This window comes from Actibacterium lipolyticum (genome assembly GCF_900184935.1).
Classification (GTDB): Bacteria; Pseudomonadota; Alphaproteobacteria; order Rhodobacterales; family Rhodobacteraceae; genus Actibacterium_A; species Actibacterium_A lipolyticum.
Window position 1 is genome coordinate 1,133,400 of sequence record NZ_FXYE01000002.1, and the last position, 16,469, is coordinate 1,149,868.

17 protein-coding genes are annotated in these 16,469 nt (G+C 59.5%); 9 read left to right on the top strand and 8 right to left on the bottom strand.

Going from position 1 to position 16,469, the window contains the following annotated elements; translation table 11 throughout:
- The first annotated feature begins 117 nt into the window (after window positions 1-117).
- Window positions 118-930 (top strand): protein-disulfide reductase DsbD domain-containing protein, encoded by an 813-nt coding sequence (locus COL8621_RS14225; RefSeq protein ID WP_093968609.1) that lies wholly within the window; start codon window positions 118-120, stop codon window positions 928-930.
- Here the strand turns inward: COL8621_RS14225 and COL8621_RS14230 are convergent.
- From COL8621_RS14230 to COL8621_RS14250, 5 genes are all read right to left on the bottom strand, one after another.
- Window positions 927-4,331 (bottom strand): efflux RND transporter permease subunit, encoded by a 3,405-nt coding sequence (locus COL8621_RS14230; RefSeq protein WP_093967971.1) that lies wholly within the window; start codon window positions 4,329-4,331, stop codon window positions 927-929. The two genes, COL8621_RS14225 and COL8621_RS14230, sit on opposite strands and share 4 nt — an antisense overlap.
- 3 nt (window positions 4,332-4,334) lie before the next feature.
- On the bottom strand, window positions 4,335-5,795 hold the full coding sequence (locus COL8621_RS14235; RefSeq protein ID WP_093967972.1) for an efflux RND transporter periplasmic adaptor subunit: 1,461 nt from the start codon (window positions 5,793-5,795) through the stop codon (window positions 4,335-4,337).
- A 131-nt stretch (window positions 5,796-5,926) separates the two neighbouring features.
- Window positions 5,927-6,379, bottom strand: a complete 453-nt coding sequence (locus tag COL8621_RS14240) for an NUDIX domain-containing protein (protein ID WP_093967973.1) — start codon at window positions 6,377-6,379, stop codon at window positions 5,927-5,929.
- Window positions 6,376-6,918 (bottom strand): molybdenum cofactor biosynthesis protein B, encoded by a 543-nt coding sequence (gene moaB, locus COL8621_RS14245; protein ID WP_093967974.1) that lies wholly within the window; start codon window positions 6,916-6,918, stop codon window positions 6,376-6,378. Before moaB ends, COL8621_RS14240 begins: the two co-directional genes overlap by 4 nt.
- A complete protein-coding gene (locus COL8621_RS14250) occupies window positions 6,905-7,717 on the bottom strand; it encodes a uracil-DNA glycosylase (protein ID WP_093967975.1) in 813 nt (270 codons plus the stop codon). The genes moaB and COL8621_RS14250 overlap by 14 nt, the downstream gene beginning before the upstream one ends.
- Window positions 7,718-7,822: 105 nt before the next feature.
- On the opposite strand from COL8621_RS14250, the gene COL8621_RS14255 reads away from it, so the two are divergent.
- The 7 genes from COL8621_RS14255 (at window position 7,823) to COL8621_RS14285 (ending at window position 12,716) form a co-directional block, all read left to right on the top strand.
- Window positions 7,823-8,773, top strand: a complete 951-nt coding sequence (locus COL8621_RS14255; protein WP_093967976.1) for an aspartate carbamoyltransferase catalytic subunit — start codon at window positions 7,823-7,825, stop codon at window positions 8,771-8,773.
- Window positions 8,773-9,363, top strand: a complete 591-nt coding sequence (locus COL8621_RS14260; protein WP_093967977.1) for a hypothetical protein — start codon at window positions 8,773-8,775, stop codon at window positions 9,361-9,363. Before COL8621_RS14255 ends, COL8621_RS14260 begins: the two co-directional genes overlap by 1 nt.
- Entirely contained in the window at window positions 9,360-10,637 is a 1,278-nt protein-coding gene (pyrC, locus tag COL8621_RS14265) for a dihydroorotase (RefSeq protein WP_093967978.1), read from the top strand. Before COL8621_RS14260 ends, pyrC begins: the two co-directional genes overlap by 4 nt.
- A gap of 1 nt (window position 10,638) precedes the next feature.
- Entirely contained in the window at window positions 10,639-11,244 is a 606-nt protein-coding gene (gene plsY / locus COL8621_RS14270) for a glycerol-3-phosphate 1-O-acyltransferase PlsY (RefSeq protein WP_093967979.1), read from the top strand.
- Between the two features lie 108 nt (window positions 11,245-11,352).
- Window positions 11,353-11,880: a GbsR/MarR family transcriptional regulator gene (locus COL8621_RS14275; protein WP_093967980.1), complete on the top strand. Its 528-nt coding sequence runs from the start codon at window positions 11,353-11,355 to the stop codon at window positions 11,878-11,880.
- Window positions 11,881-11,904: 24 nt separating this feature from the next.
- Complete coding sequence (locus COL8621_RS14280; RefSeq protein ID WP_093967981.1) at window positions 11,905-12,345, top strand: hypothetical protein; 441 nt, start codon at window positions 11,905-11,907, stop codon at window positions 12,343-12,345.
- Complete coding sequence (locus COL8621_RS14285) at window positions 12,342-12,716, top strand: hypothetical protein (protein WP_093967982.1); 375 nt, start codon at window positions 12,342-12,344, stop codon at window positions 12,714-12,716. The genes COL8621_RS14280 and COL8621_RS14285 overlap by 4 nt, the downstream gene beginning before the upstream one ends.
- Window positions 12,717-12,754: 38 nt before the next feature.
- On the opposite strand, the gene COL8621_RS14290 is transcribed toward COL8621_RS14285, so the two are convergent.
- Genes COL8621_RS14290 through COL8621_RS14300 form a run of 3 tightly spaced genes read right to left on the bottom strand, consistent with a single transcriptional unit; the run spans window position 12,755 to window position 15,437 of the window.
- Window positions 12,755-14,125 (bottom strand): glutamate--cysteine ligase, encoded by a 1,371-nt coding sequence (locus COL8621_RS14290; protein WP_093967983.1) that lies wholly within the window; start codon window positions 14,123-14,125, stop codon window positions 12,755-12,757.
- Between the two features lie 59 nt (window positions 14,126-14,184).
- Window positions 14,185-14,706: a hypothetical protein gene (locus COL8621_RS14295; protein ID WP_093967984.1), complete on the bottom strand. Its 522-nt coding sequence runs from the start codon at window positions 14,704-14,706 to the stop codon at window positions 14,185-14,187.
- Window positions 14,703-15,437 carry a 16S rRNA (uracil(1498)-N(3))-methyltransferase gene (locus COL8621_RS14300; RefSeq protein WP_093967985.1) on the bottom strand — a complete coding sequence of 245 codons (735 nt, stop codon included), beginning with the start codon at window positions 15,435-15,437 and terminating at the stop codon, window positions 14,703-14,705. The genes COL8621_RS14295 and COL8621_RS14300 overlap by 4 nt, the downstream gene beginning before the upstream one ends.
- Window positions 15,438-15,450: 13 nt before the next feature.
- Here COL8621_RS14300 and ubiA point away from each other — a divergent pair, with 13 nt between their 5' ends.
- The gene (gene ubiA / locus COL8621_RS14305; RefSeq protein ID WP_093967986.1) at window positions 15,451-16,416 is read left to right on the top strand and encodes a 4-hydroxybenzoate octaprenyltransferase; all 966 of its coding nucleotides are present in this window, start codon (window positions 15,451-15,453) and stop codon (window positions 16,414-16,416) included.
- Window positions 16,417-16,469: the final 53 nt, after the last annotated feature.

The following is a 16,469-nucleotide window of genomic DNA, read 5'->3' on the forward strand; positions in this document are numbered from 1 at the left end:
AATGTAAGAAGTGTCGGCTGTGGGGAAAAGGGCAAGCGTGCGAAAAGACACACTCACCTTCACATCTCCCAATTGTGATTTCAGAATTTGGCCTCGCTGCTTATGTTCTGCGTCATGATGAAACGTTTTCTCACCCAATTGGTGCTGGCCACAGGCCTTACGCTGCCAACGCTGTCCCCCGCTTTTGCGGGCAGCGAATATGATGACGTCGTGACCGCCGAAATCCTTCCCGGGTGGGAAACGGACAGCGGCGCACAGATCGTTGGCTTACGCCTGATGCTTGCCCCGGGTTGGAAAACCTATTGGCGTGCGCCGGGGGATGCGGGAATTCCGCCGCAGTTTGATTGGTCGGGGTCAAGCAACATCCGCTCGGCCACGTATCACTGGCCGCGGCCCGATGTGTTCTATCAAAACGGCATGCGTGCCATCGGTTACAAAAACGAACTCGTCCTGCCGATTGAGCTGACCCCAAGCAGCCCGGGACAGCCGATCACCATCAATGGCAACGTTGCATTGGGCGTCTGTCTGGACATTTGCATGCCGATAGAGCTTGAACTGCGCGCGACCCTTCCTGCCCAAGCGGACCCTGCGCCGATCAACGCCGCACTGGCCCAGCGCCCGATCAGCGCCAAGTCAGCTGGCGTGGGCAAGGTGACCTGCACGGTGGAACCCATCGCCGACGGGCTGCGCCTGACCACGCGTATTTCCGTTGCGCCGATGGGCGGCAAAGAGGTTGCCGTGATTGAACTTCCTGATCCCAGCATTTGGATCGCCGAGGCGAACGTAACCCGCGAAGGTCGGGATCTGGTTGCCGTAACAGAAATGGTTCCCGAAAACGCGGCCCCCTTCGCGCTGGACCGTTCAAAAGTTCGCGTGACCCTTTTGTCAGGCAAGAAGGCGATTGATATTCAGGGCTGCACTGGCAGCTAAGCCACCTTGTCACGCCGCAGCGCGATCACCGTCGCAGCCACGGCATAGACGGCAATCAACAGTATCGCAGAAATCACCACGAACAGCGCCAGCGCGGTTAGCATAGCCGGGCCGCCTGCAAGGTTTGGCATCAGGGCCATTACCAAGGGCGACAACACACCGGTCGCGATCACATGCCCAACCGTCAGCCCGAACACAGCGACAAGTGCCAGCCCGCTAAGCGCGACAAGCGCTTTCAGGCCGCGCGCACGCTGCGGCACGCGCAACGCCCGACGCGCCGCCGTGATCTGGCGCCCAACGTCCTGTTGCATCGCCAACAGCGCGGGCACAACCAGCAGCACAAGGATCATCCCAAAGCCAAGGCCATAGACCAGCGTAATAACGGTCGGTTTCAGAAACTGCGCTTGCGATGATTTTTCGTACAACAGCGGCGAAAGGCCCAGAACCGTTGTGAGCGTCGTCAACAGCACCGGGCGCAGACGGTCCGCTGCCCCATCGATAATTGCCGGGATAAGCCCGCGCGTTTGCGCGTATTCATCGACCGTACCAACCAGCACGATTGAATCGTTGATGATGATCCCCGTCATGCCGATCAGGCCAACAACCGTGAACATGGAAAGAGGCACCTCCCACAGAACGTGGCCATAGATGGTGCCGACCAATCCGAACGGGATAATCGCCATCACGACGATCGGCCGGGTCCAGCTGGAAAATATCCAGGCAAGCGTCAGGTAAATGCCAAGCAGACACAGCGTCAGCCCGGTCATCGCATCACTTAGAAATTCGTTCTCTTGCTCGGCCAACCCGGATAACTGCCACGCCACGCCAAATCGGCTTTCGACATCGGGCAAGATCGTGTCTTGCAGCTCTTTCATGATTTCTTCGGCGCGGGCGGGGTCGTCTTCGGAAATGTCGCCAGTGACCGAAACCACCCGCAGCCCGTTTTCACGCCGCACCGTCGAAAACCCCGTGCGCCGATCAACCGTCACAATATCCGCCAGCGGCAGGTACTGCCCGCTGGAAGAACGTAGCAACGTGCGATCAAGGAAATCTGCCGTCAGCTCCCCCTCGGGCAGTTCGACGCGTATCGTGGCAGAACGTGGGCCATCGGGGAAGGTCGCGGCCTCGATCCCGTTCAGCCGGTTGCGCAGCACGCGGCCCAAGGCGTCGATGGTGAAACCAACGGCCTTGCCCTGCGGTGTCAGCTCAAGGATCAATTCTTCCTTGTCATAGGCGAGACTATCTTCCAGCGCCGAAACTTCTGCGAATTGCGACAGCTGTGTCTTCAGTGCCTCGGCCGCAGCTTTCAGCGTTTCGGCATCGGCCCCGTAAAATTCGACATCCAGCGCATCACCGCCGGGGCCGGACCGCCATCCGCGAAAGCTAAGCGTTTCGGTCAACGGATGCTGGCGCACCTCTTCCTGCAAATCCGCCAAGAACTGGAACGACGAATAAGGGCGCAAGTCGGCGTCAATCAATTCAATCGCGATAGACCCAAGAAGCGACGCATCCTTACCATCAACGCCGGACAAACCGCGCCCAGTGTTCCCGCCAATTTCGGCAATCACGTAATCCAGCGGGCTGGCACCGTGCTCTTCCACGTATCGTGTGGCGACGGCATCGGCGGCGCGCTGCATTTCACGCATCATCGCGACGGTGTCGTCCCGCGTCGCCCCCGGTGCCATCGCGAAATTACCTGAAATAGAGCCGCGTTCAGGCGCGTTGAAGAACCGCCATTGCACATCACCGCGAATGAAGATCGCCACCTGCGAGGCCAGCACAACGATTGTCAGCGCCATAACCGGATACCGCGCCTTGATGACGCCCGCCATCAACGGGCGGAACAATTTCGTGCGCGCCCATGTAAAGCCGCGGTTCACCACGCGCGACGGAAGGTCGTACCAATGCTCTTTCGCGGAATGCGCCACCGCATGGGACATGTGGTTGGGCAGGATCAAAAAGCATTCAACCAACGAAGCCAGAAGAACCACGATCACCGTGAACGGTATGTCCGAGATCAGATCGCCAAATCGCCCGCTGATGGCCGTTAACCCAAAGAACGCGATGACCGTTGTTACGGTGGCCGAAAACACCGGGGCGGCCATGCGCCGTGCGGCATTTTCTGCGGCTGTTACGGGGTCTTCCCCCAAACGGCGCGCGCGGAAATCAGCGTGTTCCCCCACCACAATGGCGTCATCCACCACGATGCCCAGAGTGATGATCAATGCAAAGAGCGAGATCATGTTGATCGTCAGCCCCGCCACATACATCAGGGCAATCGTGGCCAGCATCGCCACCGGAATACCCGCCGCGACCCAAAACGCCGTACGCGCGTTCAGGAACAGGAACAACAGCGCCAGCACCAGCCCAAGCCCCATTAACCCGTTATCAAGCAACAGGTTCAGCCGCCCGGTAATCGCTTCGGCCCGCGTGCGGATCAGATCGACGTGCACATCCGCTGGCAGGGACAGCACCATTTCGTCCGCGACCTTCTGAACCTTCTCTTGGATGTCGATGGCGTCGCCTTGGTCAGATCGGTCAACCCGAACCGAAATCGCCGGATGTTCGCCCACGTAATAGGCCCGGTTCCTGTCGATGCCTTCAACATACACCGTCGCCACATCGCCCACCGTCAGGCTGGACCCGTCGTCAAAGGATCGTAAGACGATATCCTCAATCTCATCCGCTGCGCGTTTGGCCACACCGGTGCGCACACGCGCACTTCCGCCAGCGACATCCCCGGCCGGCGAGGTGTCCGCCTCTGCCGCGATCGCCTCGGCGATTTCGGCCATCGTTACGTCGTGACGCACAAGCGAGGCCGAGGGCACCTCGACAATTGTTTCGGGCGCGGCGAGGCCGCGAATGGTGGTACGCGTGACCCCTGCGGAAAACAGCCGGGCCACGAATTCATCGGCGAACCGGCCAAGCTGATCCACACCAACCGGCCCTGTAATCACCACATCGGTGACGCGGTCACGCCATGCGCCGCGGATCACGTTAGGCTCGTCTGCCTCATCTGGAAGATTGGTGGTTGCATCAACGGCGGATTGCACATCATCAGCTGCGCGGGCCATATCCCAACCCGGCTCAAACTCCAGATTGATACGCGCGCTCCCCTCAGAGGATCGCGAGGTTGCGGTTTCAACCCCTTCAACCGCCAGCAGGGTCGCTTCAAGCACCTGAACGATGGCGGTATCAACATCGTCGGCCCCTGCCCCATCCCAAGCGACAGACACCGTCACATCATCGATAATCACATCGGGAAAAAACTGCGACCGCATCCGCGGTGTCGCGGCAAGGCCCAGCACGATCAAGATCACCAGCAGAAGGTTGGCCGCCGTCCCATGGCGCGTAAAATACGAAAGAATGCCGCCCGCCGCACCAGAGATAGGTCGTGCCATTTATCAGCCCCCCATGCGGCTTTCGATACGTTCCACCGTTCGGGCGGGAACCTTTTCCTGTGCAAGCTGGGCCAGCACACGTTCCTTGGCGTCGGCGGGCATAAACTGGTTGCCCTCAATAAAGGCGATCAACTGTGCGCGGCGCTCTGGCGTCAGTTCGACCAAGTCCGGCTCTGTGGGGGCAGCATTGCCTGCCTCGGGCCGGATCGGGCGCACCTTGATGCCCGCACCAAGCAAAGGCGACCGTTCGGCGACAATTTCACGCCCTTGCAAGTCTGCAGCGCGCACAACAACGTCGTCGCCCTGACGCCGCAAAAGTTCGACCGTTGCGACCTCCAGCCGGTCATCTTCGCCGATCACCAACACAGTGCTTGCCGCATCCACAGCGTCCGAGGGCAAGACAGCCACGTTGCTTAATTGCGGTTCATCCACGCGCACGGTCACAAAATCACCGGGGCGGAACCCTTTTGCGCCAGTCAGCCGTGCGAACAACAGCCGCCCGGTTTGCCCTTCGGCCACGGCGGCACTTTCACGCGTAATCGTGCCGGATGCCTCTAGGTCTGCGCCATAGGCATCCAGAACGACCGATACGGTCGACGCCAACAACCCCCCGCTTTCGTCAAGCAAACGGGAATATTGAGGGGTCGAAATGCGGAACGACACTTCCAGTTCATCCGGGTCGATCAGCTGCGCAACCTGTTCGTTATTCGCAACCACGCCACCACGCACGATCCCGACGTCACTTAGCGTGCCGGAAAACTCCGCGAAGATTTCGGTGTCGGCAAGGCCCCGCTCTGCCTCTGCCAAGTTGATACGTTCGCGCGCCAACTGAGTGCTCGCTTGATCTACACGGCTTTCTGCAATGGCCAGCGATTGGCGGCGCGACACGACGGACTGCTGTGCCGAAGCGGCTGCAAGCTCGGCCTCTTCAACAAGCGCATCTGTACCGAAACCGCGTTCTTTCAGGCTTTGTTGCCGGGTCAACGCCTGAACCCGCAGGCGCGCCTGTTCTTCCGCCGCCGTCAGATCATCTTGGGCCAGAACAAGGGCGCGGGTGGCGTCACGTTGCTCTGCCTCGGCCTCGGCCAGATCCGCCTTTGCAACATCCAGCGCTGCCTGCGCATCCGCCTGATCCACACGGAACAGCAGGTCGCCAGCCTGAACATGGCCGCCTTCTTCGAAATTCTCGTTCAGTTCAACCACTGTGCCTTCGGCCGTGGCGCGCACGTCAAGGGTTCTGCGACTGCGCACTTCGCCAAATGCGGTCAGCACCGGGGTCACATCCTGCAAGGTCACTGAAACAACATTGGCCGCAAAAACCCGTTCCCGCGCGGCGCGGGGCTGAGTTTGCTTGGCCATCCGCGTTTCCATCGCAGAAAAGATCGACTGCCCCGCATAGGCAAGCAGGCCAACCGTCAGTGCCAACAGAAACAGCCCCACAAGGCTGCGACGAAGAAAACGCATGTGTCGGATCCTTCCCGGTTCGGGAACGCTTGAAACTTATAAACCTAAGATAGCGCTCGGCGAGCGCCCATCCAAGCACGACTCTGTTACGGATGTGGTACGGGTTTCCGTCGCACGAACGCAGATTATTTTCACAATTGCGAAAAGAAGTGTTCAATGACAAGCCGCGATGACCGAACGACGGGCAGGTTTTCTATTTGCGAGGCCGTTAAAAAAGCAAACCCCGCCCCTTCGCCAAGCTTGATCGCGTCGGGCGTTAATAACCGCAGGGATTGATACGCATAAAGCACCCCATCGGGGCGTGCAGCCGTGGCGATACGTGCGAATGGCGACAATTCGTCAGGCCCCAGCATGACGCCGGTTTCTTCCCAGAACTCTCTTTGCGCGGCTTGGGCTAGGGTTTCCTGCCCCTCTTGCCCACCACCGAACAGACACCACATTCCCGGCGCGGCGATTTTTGGAATGTCATCGCGCAACTGCATCAAAATGCGATCAGAGCTGTCACGCGCGATAACAATCGCTGCTTCGAACTCTATCCGCTCTGGAAGGGCGCCAATCGCAGCAAAGGCGGCGCGGTCCGTCATTTACGGCGCTTGTGCTCTTCTAGCCGTGGAAAGATTTCCACGAAGTTGCACGGGCGGTGGCGGTAATCCAGTTGAAGCGAAAGGATTTCATCCCACGCGTCCTTGCACGCACCCGGACTGCCGGGCAGTGCGAACAGATAGGTGCCGTTCGCCACCCCGCCCGTCGCGCGGGACTGTACCGCCGAAGTGCCGATTTTATTCATCGAAACAATGGTGAAGACGGTGCCGAAAGCCTCTATCTCTTTTTCATAGACATCGCGATGCGCCTCGACGGTTACATCGCGCCCCGTCAGCCCAGTACCCCCGGTCGAGATGATCACGTCAATCTCTGGCTCGCGGCTCCAAATCTTAAGCTGCTCGGCGATCTGGTGGCGGTCATCGGGCAGGATGCCACGCGCGGCAAGCGTGTGCCCGGCCTTTTCGATACGATCCACAAGCGTATCGCCCGACCGGTCATCGGCCAACGTGCGCGTGTCGGAAACCGTAAGAACGGCAATGCGCACCGGCAGAAATTCTTTGCTTTCGTCAATGCGTGACATTGGCCCCTCGCAGTTTTGCCTGAAGCATCAAAAGATCATGCCACGCTTCGCGCTTGGCGTGCGGGTTGCGCAGCAGATAGGCCGGGTGGAACATTGGCAACGCTGGACGGCCCAATGCCTCGGCCCAGTTTCCGCGCAGGCGGGTGATGCCCTTGCGCCCCAACAGCGCCCCGCAGGAATGGTTGCCCATCAGCACCAGAACATCCGGCGCCGCCAGTTCCACATGCCGCTGAACGAAAGGCAGCATCATCGCCACCTCATCCGGTTTCGGGTCGCGGTTTTGTGGCGGCCGCCACGGCAGAATGTTGGTGATATAAATCGCATCGGCAACGTCCGGCGCGGCGCGGTCCATGCCGATGGCCGCGAACATCTTGTCCAGCAACTGCCCAGCGCGGCCAACAAAGGGCTTGCCCTGCTGATCCTCGTCCCGCCCCGGTGCTTCGCCGATTACCATGACGCGTGCGCCCGGCTGACCATCCGCAAACACCAGATTGCGCGCGCCCTTCTTCAGGTCGCACAGCGTAAACGCATCAAGCGCGGCGCGCAGCCCGTCCAAATCTTGCGCCGCCCCTGCTGCGGCCTTGGCAACGGCCACGGGATCGACGGTTGGCACCTTTACCGGCGCGGCATCTGCCGGGGCCGCTGGTGCGGCGGCTGGCGCGCGGACTGGTTGGGGTGCCGGCGCCTCGTACCGGTTCACAGAGGATTCGCCGATGGATTCGGTTGCGCCAAGTTCGATCTGCCAATCCAGCAGTGCCTTGGCGGCGTAATAGTCCATCTGTTCAAGCGCTGAGTCCATGGCGCCAAAGCTAGGGCTCAACGCAAGGGGCCGCAACAGCTAAGCCGTGACTTGCCGACGCACGCGGCGCTTTCTATAAGCGAGGCGGATCAGCTTGGAGGCCAAATGACATTCCGCGCGAAACACCTCCTTGGGATTGAACCCCTTGCCCCTGATGAGATTCGCACAGTTCTGGATCTGGCAGATCAATATGTTGACCTGAACCGGGGGGCGGTAAAACATTCAGACGTGCTGTCGGGGCTTACCCAGATCAACATGTTCTTTGAGAACTCCACCCGCACACAGGCCAGTTTCGAACTGGCTGGCAAACGGCTTGGCGCGGATGTGATGAACATGGCGATGCAGGCCAGTTCGATCAAAAAGGGCGAAACCCTGATCGACACCGCGCTGTCGCTGAACGCAATGCACCCTGATCTGTTGGTTGTGCGCCATCCCCATTCGGGTGCGGTGAACCTGTTGGCGGAAAAGGTGAACTGCGCCGTGCTGAACGCAGGCGACGGGCGTCACGAACACCCGACACAAGCGTTGCTGGACGCGCTGACGATCCGCCGTGCCAAAGGGCGACTGCACCGGCTGAACATCGCCATCTGCGGCGACATTGCGCACAGCCGCGTGGCGCGGTCTAACATTCTGCTGTTGGGCAAGATGGAAAACCGCATCCGCCTGATCGGCCCGCCCACCCTGATGCCCAGCCAGATCGACCAATTTGGGGTCGAGGTTTACGACGATATGGCCGAGGGTCTGAAAGACGTTGACGTGGTGATGATGCTACGCCTTCAACGCGAACGGATGGACGGCGGTTTTATCCCGTCGGAGCGCGAATACTACCACCGCTACGGCCTGGACGCCGCAAAGCTGGCCTATGCCAAAGACGACGCCATCGTTATGCACCCCGGCCCAATGAACCGCGGTGTGGAAATTGACGGTACGATTGCCGATGACATCAACCGCTCTGTCATTCAGGAACAGGTGGAAATGGGCGTCGCCGTTCGTATGGCCGCGATGGACCTGTTGGCCCGCAACCTTAGGGCAGAACCCAAACAGGTCTGGGTCTGATGGATCTGCGCGGGCCGGACATTCGCTTTTGGCGCAAGCACCTGATCAGAGATGAACGCCTGTTATGGGACGGTCGGCCAGAGTTTGAATTCAAGCTGGACTGGACAGCGGTCACCATGTGCCTGCCTGCCATCCTGTTCACCGTTGTCTTTCTGGCCGATGCGCAACTGTTCGAAGGGGGCTTCGGAGCCTCGCTTAGCCAAGACGACCCGGGCACCTATCGGCTGCTTAAGATCGGCTCTATCGGCGCGACCCTATGGTGTGCCGTTTACATCGCGCGCACCAGCATGCTGATCCCGCAACTCACCCGCTATGCGCTGACAAACAAACGCGCCCTAACGCGCACTTTGCTGCCTTGGCCCAAGGTTACGGTCAAACGTCTGACCCCAATGACAGAGGTGGAATGGAACGGCACTGCGCCTGGTTCTATCTTTTTTGATACGGAAAATGTTCGCTATGGGCACAAACCAACGTACCCCGGACTGGTCGGCAAGTTCGTGATCAAGGAACGCAAAAACGGGTTCCGCAATATCGCAGACGCTGACATCGTCTATCCCCAATTGCTGCGCGCCATGGAGGGCAAGCTGTGAAAACGCTTTTGACCAATGCACGGTTGATCGACCCGGAACAGGGTAAAGAGATCGCAGGCTCCATCCTGATTGATGGGGATCGTATCGCCGCCGGTGGGTACGAAGTTGATGTGCCCAGCGATGCCCGCGTCATAGATTGCGGTGGCAAATGCCTTGCCCCCGGCATCGTCGATATCGGCGTGAAAATCTGCGAACCCGGTGAACGCCACAAGGAAAGCTTTGGCTCGGCGGGGCAAGCCGCCGCCGCCGGTGGTGTGACCACCATCGTAACGCGCCCAGACACGCTGCCCGCCATCGACACGCCCGAGGTTCTGGAATTCGTCACCCGCCGCGCAAAAGAGGCCTGCCCTGTCCGCATCAAACCCATGGCCACCCTGACCAAGAACCGCGAAGGCCGCGAGATGGTCGAAATCGGGTTCCTTTTGGATGCTGGCGCCGTCGCCTTTACCGATGGCGACCACGTGATCACCGACAACAAGGTCTATTCACGTTGTATGACCTATGCCCGCAGCCTTGGCGCACTTGTCATCGCCCACCCACAAGACCCCGGCCTATCGAATGGCGCGGCTGTAACAAGCGGCAAGTTCGCTTCGCTGAAAGGTTTGCCTGCGGTTTCGCCCATGGCCGAACGGATGGCGTTGGATCGTGACATGGCATTGGTGGAAATGACCGGTGTGAAATACCACGCCGACCAGATCACCACCGCCCGCGCCCTGCCCGCACTGGAACGCGCCAAAAGAAACGGGCTGGATGTCACCGCCAGCGTGTCGATCCACCACCTGACCCTGAACGAATTCGACGTTGGCGATTACCGCACCTTCTTTAAGGTCAAGCCGCCCCTGCGTTCGGAAGAGGACCGCGCAGCGATGGTTGAAGCCGTGGCAAGTGGGCTGATCGATGTCATCAGCTCTATGCACACACCGCAGGACGAAGAATCCAAGCGCCTCCCGTTTGAAGAGGCCGCAAGCGGCGCCGTCGCATTGGAAACGCTGCTGCCCGCCGCGATGCGGCTGTATCATTCCGGCGTGATCGACCTGCCCACGCTGTGGCGTGCGATGTCTTATAACCCAGCCAAACGGCTTGGGCTGGACTCTGGCCGGTTGGCCGTTGGTGCCCCCGCTGATCTGGTGCTGTTTGACCCCGATGCACCCTTTGTGATGGACAGGTTCAAGCTGCGGTCGAAATCAAAGAACACCCCATTTGACGGCAGCCGGATGCAGGGCCGCGTACTGGCAACCTTCGTCGGCGGCGAACAAGTGTTTGGAGAGCTTTAATATGCCCGAGATTATCACCTCTGCCCCCATGCTTGGGCTTGTCGCTTTGGTCGCCTATCTGGTTGGCGCGGTTCCCTTTGGCGTTGTCATTGCCCGGATATTTGGGCTGGGCGATTTGCGTGCGATCGGATCGGGCAACATCGGTGCCACCAATGTGCTGCGTACCGGGAACAAGCTGGCCGCGTTTCTGACGCTGATCTTGGATGCTGGCAAAGGCGGCTTTGCCGTTCTGGTCGCCCGTGCCTTTTTCGCCGAAGATGCGGCGCAGTTGGCCGGGCTGGCGGCGTTTGTCGGCCACATCTTCCCGGTTTACCTTGGCTTCAAAGGCGGCAAGGGCGTTGCGACCTTCCTTGGCACATTGCTTGCATTGGCTTGGCCCGTGGGGCTTGCCGCCTGCGCCATGTGGTTGCTGTCTGCGGTGATCAGCCGGTATTCCTCACTGTCGGCGCTGATGGCGGCAGCGACCTGTCCCCTTTCCATGATCTACTTTGGCGAAGGGCGGCTTATCTTTCTGGGCATTATCTTTACGATCCTGATCTATTTCAGGCACACGCCCAACATTAAACGGCTGAAGGCCGGGACCGAACCCAAGATCGGCAAAAAGTGAAACAAGCCCGGCTTTGACCGGGCTTTTTCTTGCGCGTTGCGATAATTCTTTACAACACAGACTTATCTGTTATTTCTGTCATTACAGAAATTTGAAGCGAGTCGAAAAATGAACCTCACCCCTGCCATGCAAAACTTTATCCTTCACTGGGGGGAAATGGGCACGAAATGGGGTGTGAACCGTTCGGTGGCCCAGATCCACGCCCTGCTTCACATCGCGCCCGAACCGATGACGGCAGAAGACATCAGCGAAACGCTGAACCTTGCCCGGTCGAACGTGTCCACGGCGCTGAAAGAATTGCAAGGCTGGAAGCTGGTTAAAGCCAGCCGACAGTTGGGCGACCGGCGCGATCACTTCACCTCGGTTCGGGATATGTTTGATCTGGTGACAGTCGTCGTCGAAGGCCGGAGGGAGCGCGAGTTCCTGCCCACCATCGAAGCCCTGCGCGAGGTCGCCAAAGACGCCGAGACCGACGCCACGCCCGCCAAGATCAAAGCGCGCATGGCCGAAACGCTCGACACGATGGAAATGTTCGACAAGTGGTACCAAGACATCTCGCGTCTCTCACGGCCGGTTCAGATGTCACTGATCAAGCTTGGCGGACGGATCGCACGGTTCCTACCCAAATCTGACTAAAAATTTTAGGCTGGAGTTTCTGAAATGACAGAAATAACTGCAACAACACAAAGCAACGATCGTTACCTCGTCGACCCCATGGCGTTCACCCTCAGCCTGTTTGGCGCACCGTTTTTCGTGGCCGTCCTTGGGTGTATTTTGATCATCCCGATCTTCGCCCTGCCATATGGCTTTCCCTTCTATCTTTTGATTGGCACGCCGATCTTGTGGTGGCTGGTCAGACGGGGAGAGAGCGACAAAAGCGTCTTCGCCGGATGGGGTTTCCTTGGGAACCTGGCAACGCCCCTCTTATTCCTCATCTGGGCAGAGCTGACTGACGGCTATGCAAATGAAGGGCTCGCGATCTTCCTATTCGTGTTCGGAATGCTCTTTGCGCCACTTTGGGCCTTGGCGTTCATCCACCTCTACGCCCGACTGCAGCGCGACTTTTACAAAACCCCAATGCAACAAGGAGAACTGATATGATTGTTGCCTATACCCTGTACTTCGCACTTTGCTTGCTGGTGTTGATTGGCCTTGCGACCATGATCATGAAAATCGGCGCGGCGCTTGGGGATTGTCCGAACACGGGCCGCGCGGCTAAGGCCGGGGCGATTTCGATCACCAGCGGATATCTGGCCATCGGGTTTGGGGGCTGTGTTTTGATCGCCGCGATCATGCCAGCGCTGAAAAACCTGCCAGACGCCGGCCTGTTCGTCGCGCTTGGCGTGGCCTGTATCGCACTTGGGATGGGTTTCAGCAGTGCGGCAACGACTTTGCGTGAAATCGTGGCGCGGGCTGCGCTTCAGGCAAACCCACCTGCACCGCAACCTGAACCGGCAATCGAAGCCGCATAAACCGAAATGGGCGCGCCACCCGGCGCGCCCATTTTATGTCAGTAGCAATATTCCGCATATATCCTGCTGATATCGCCATCCCATCCGCCATGATACCGCTGCAACAGCTCATCCGCCGGAACGCGGCCATCTTCGACGCTGTCTTCCAGCGCATGAAGGAAGTGGCGTTCATCCGGGATCATGCCGCCGGCACCGGGTTTGGCGCGGGCTTTCAGACCCTCGCGGGCGATATCCAAAACCTGCCGCGCAAGGTCGCGCATGTTGATGTTGCCAACCTGTGCATCCAACGCCTGTTCGGATGCGCCAACGCGCAGAGCCTCGCGCGTTTCAGCATCCCAGCCTTTGGCCAGATCCCAAGCAGCATCCAGCGCGGTTTGATCATAGGTCAGCCCGACCCACAGCGCAGGCAGCGCGCACAGACGCCGCCACGGGCCACCGTCCGCACCGCGCATTTCGATGAACTTCTTGACCCGCGCCTCTGGGAAGATCGTCGTCAGATGATCGGCCCAATCCGAAAGCGTTGGCGTTTCGCCGGGCAATGCGGGCAGTTCACCCTTCATGAAGTCGCGGAAAGACTGGCCCAGCGCATCAATGTATTTCCCGTCGCGATAGACGAAATACATCGGCACATCCAAAGCGTATTGCACCCACGCTTCGAACCCGAACCCATCTTCGAAGACGAAGGGCAGCATGCCGGTACGCGCCGGATCAAGGTCGCGCCACACGCGGCTGCGCCAGCTTTTGTGACCGTTCGGTTTGCCATCAATAAACGGAGAGTTCGCGAACAGCGCCGTCGCCACCGGCTGTAACGCCAGCGCAACGCGCATCTTCTGAACCATGTCAGCTTCGGTCGCGAAGTCTAGGTTCACCTGAACCGTGCAGGTCCGGTACATCATGGTTTTACCCATGGTCCCGACACGGTCCATATATTCGTTCATCAGCTTATAGCGGCCCTTGGGCATCATCGGCATCTGGTCATGCGTCCAGATCGGCGCGGCCCCCAAGCCGATGAAGCCAACGCCAACCTTGTCGGCGATGTCTTTCACTTCCCGCAGGTGGGTGTTCACCTCGTCGCAGGTTTCATGGATGGTTTCCAATGGCGCGCCGGACAGTTCCAGCTGGCCGCCGGGTTCAAGGCTGACGTTGGCGCCGTCTTTTTGAAGCCCGATCAGGTATTCGCCTTCGGTGATCGGCTGCCAACCATAACTGTCGCGCAGACCTTCAAGCACGGCCAATACCGACCGTTCCCCTTCATAGGGGATGGGGTTCAGCGTATCTTTGCAATAGCCGAACTTTTCATGCTCGGTCCCGATGCGCCAATCTTCTTTGGGCTTACATCCATCCGCCAGATATTCGGCAAGTTGTTCATGGCGTTCAATCGGCCCACCGCCGGACTGAGGAATAGACATGAGTTGGGCTCCGATTTGTTCGCGCTATCGTGACGATAAGACGTGCGACCTTGCGACCGTCAAGTCAAGGCCGTGAGAGCCGTGCGCCGCCACACAGTCGTTGTGCCTTGCGCCGCGCTTCGGTTCAATGCAGCCAAAAGGCGCGATGGTTCGACACCCGGCAGGGCCACGAACGCATCAAAAAGCGCATCCGCACCGCTGGCCGAAACCGGAATCGTCAACGGATCGGCCCCGATCTGACGAATCCGCCACTGCGCACGGCCAGCTGGGGAAAACGTCAGGTCAATCTGCGTAATCTCGCTGCGTGCGGCAAAGCCGCCGGATTGCGCGGCAAGATAGGTGATCTGCCCCTCTGTGACCTCAACCACGCCGGGCGCGTCACCATCACGGTGAAACTGCATCCGGCGGAAGGCAACAAAACCCATGGCCGCGCCCAGCAATGCGATCAGCACGCCAAGCCCCTGAAAGAACAAGCCGCCAAAGGTGAACACCCACAGGCCCAGCATCGCCACCCCGGCGCCAACAAGCACCTCGCGCCAACGGGCAAGGCCGGCGGTGATTTCGGGGCGGATTAGGCTCATCCCCAATCCCCCAGTGTGCTTTGCCACAGGGTCATGGCGGCAACTGCGGCTGTATCGGCGCGCAGGATGCGGGGGCCAAGGCTGACAGCCGTGGCTTGCGGCATTGCGTGCAAGCGTTTGCGTTCTGCTTCGGAAAAGCCGCCTTCTGGTCCGATCAGGATCGCCCATTTATCCGCTTTTTCCGCCGATAACGCAGCACGGGCCCCCACCAGTGACTCGTCGCAGAACATCAGCTGCCGATCTTCGGGCCAGTCCGCCAAGATGCGGTCCAGCTTTGCCAGTTCCGCCACCTCGGGCACATAGGTGCCGCCGCATTGTTCGGCGGCCTCAACCGCGTGGGCCTGAAGCCGGTCGCGGCGGATGCGTTCGGAATTGGTGAAATCTGTCTGCACGGGGCAAATCCGCGCGGCCCCCATCTCTGCCGCTTTTTCGACGATGAAATCGGTGCGGGCCTTTTTGATCGGCGCGAACAGCAACCACAGGTCGGGCGGCAGTTGCAGCGGCTTGGTCTGCGCCTTGCATTCAAGCGCCCCGCCCCGTTTGCCAGCCTCAACCACCTCGGCCAACCATTCGCCATTCTGGCCATCAAACACCAAGATTTCAGCACCGACAGTCAACCGCATCACACCAAAAAGGTAATGCGCCTGATCCCGGTCCAGAAGAATGGTTTGCCCCTGCCCAACAGGGTGCTCTACATAGAGCCGTATCTTTGCAGTATTTCGTGTATTCATAGGGACAGACGATATGACCGGGACAGGCGAAACGCCAGAGGCCGAAGGCCAAGTTTCTGACGCCGTAAAAGGAAACTGGGTGGATGAGCTGGCCCCAGAATGGAGCCGCCCCTATCTGCGCCTTTCGCGCGCTGACCGGCCAATCGGAACATGGCTGTTGCTGCTGCCCTGCTGGTGGGGCGTTTTGCTGGCGGCTGCGTCGACCGCTTGGCGGTGGTTTGACCTGTGGATCATCATCGGATGCAGCTTGGGCGCGTGGCTGATGCGCGGCGCGGGCTGTACATGGAACGACATCACCGACCGTGACATCGACGGCAAAGTCGCGCGCACCCAATCGCGCCCGATCCCGTCAGGACAGGTTACGACAAAACAGGCCGCGATCTGGATGGGCATTCAAGCCGCTGTCGCCTTTGCAATTTTGCTGACCTTCAACTGGCCGACTGTGCTTCTTGGCATCGCCTCGCTTGCGTTGGTCGCGATCTATCCGTTCGCAAAGCGGTTTACCTATTGGCCGCAAATATTTCTGGGTCTGGCGTTCAACTGGGGCGCATTGCTGGCGTGGACGGCGCACACAGGGTCGCTGGCACTGCCAGCGGTGTTTTTGTACCTTTCCGGGATCGCGTGGACCGTGTTTTACGACACCATCTATGCCCATCAGGACAAAGAAGATGACGCGCTTATCGGCGTAAAATCGACCGCCCTGTTGTTCGGCGACGACACGCCCAACATCCTGCGCCTGTTCATGATGGGCAGCGTCATTCTGATGACCTCGGGCGTTGTCATGGCGATGATTGGCACAAATACGGTTCTGGAAATGGTTATCGCACTGGCGGGCGTCTGGGCGTTTGGCTGGCACATGAGCTGGCAGTTGGCCCGCCTTGACGCTGGTAACCCAGAAACATGCCTGAAACTGTTCCGCGCCAATCGTGATACCGGGCTTATCCCTGCGCTATTTCTCGCCATCGCGATTTTGGTGTGATTGCACCGCGCCGCTTGCGCCCTTAATGATAACCCGTCGCAAAAAGTAGTGGA

Bases quoted from the DNA above. Each gene is read 5' to 3' on its own strand.
- COL8621_RS14240 (WP_093967973.1), bottom strand. From the start codon at position 6,379: ATGACGGACCGCGCCGCCTTTGCTGCGATTGGCGCCCTTCCAGAGCGG.
- COL8621_RS14235 (WP_093967972.1), bottom strand. From the start codon at position 5,795: ATGCGTTTTCTTCGTCGCAGCCTTGTGGGGCTGTTTCTGTTGGCACTG.
- COL8621_RS14285 (WP_093967982.1), top strand. From the start codon at position 12,342: ATGATTGTTGCCTATACCCTGTACTTCGCACTTTGCTTGCTGGTGTTG.
- moaB (WP_093967974.1), bottom strand. From the start codon at position 6,918: ATGTCACGCATTGACGAAAGCAAAGAATTTCTGCCGGTGCGCATTGCC.
- ubiA (WP_093967986.1), top strand. From the start codon at position 15,451: ATGACCGGGACAGGCGAAACGCCAGAGGCCGAAGGCCAAGTTTCTGAC.
- COL8621_RS14225 (WP_093968609.1), top strand. From the start codon at position 118: ATGAAACGTTTTCTCACCCAATTGGTGCTGGCCACAGGCCTTACGCTG.
- COL8621_RS14290 (WP_093967983.1), bottom strand. From the start codon at position 14,125: ATGTCTATTCCTCAGTCCGGCGGTGGGCCGATTGAACGCCATGAACAA.
- COL8621_RS14295 (WP_093967984.1), bottom strand. From the start codon at position 14,706: ATGAGCCTAATCCGCCCCGAAATCACCGCCGGCCTTGCCCGTTGGCGC.
- COL8621_RS14280 (WP_093967981.1), top strand. From the start codon at position 11,905: ATGACAGAAATAACTGCAACAACACAAAGCAACGATCGTTACCTCGTC.
- COL8621_RS14255 (WP_093967976.1), top strand. From the start codon at position 7,823: ATGACATTCCGCGCGAAACACCTCCTTGGGATTGAACCCCTTGCCCCT.
- COL8621_RS14230 (WP_093967971.1), bottom strand. From the start codon at position 4,331: ATGGCACGACCTATCTCTGGTGCGGCGGGCGGCATTCTTTCGTATTTT.
- COL8621_RS14260 (WP_093967977.1), top strand. From the start codon at position 8,773: ATGGATCTGCGCGGGCCGGACATTCGCTTTTGGCGCAAGCACCTGATC.
- COL8621_RS14300 (WP_093967985.1), bottom strand. From the start codon at position 15,437: ATGAATACACGAAATACTGCAAAGATACGGCTCTATGTAGAGCACCCT.
- COL8621_RS14275 (WP_093967980.1), top strand. From the start codon at position 11,353: ATGAACCTCACCCCTGCCATGCAAAACTTTATCCTTCACTGGGGGGAA.
- COL8621_RS14250 (WP_093967975.1), bottom strand. From the start codon at position 7,717: ATGGACTCAGCGCTTGAACAGATGGACTATTACGCCGCCAAGGCACTG.
- plsY (WP_093967979.1), top strand. From the start codon at position 10,639: ATGCCCGAGATTATCACCTCTGCCCCCATGCTTGGGCTTGTCGCTTTG.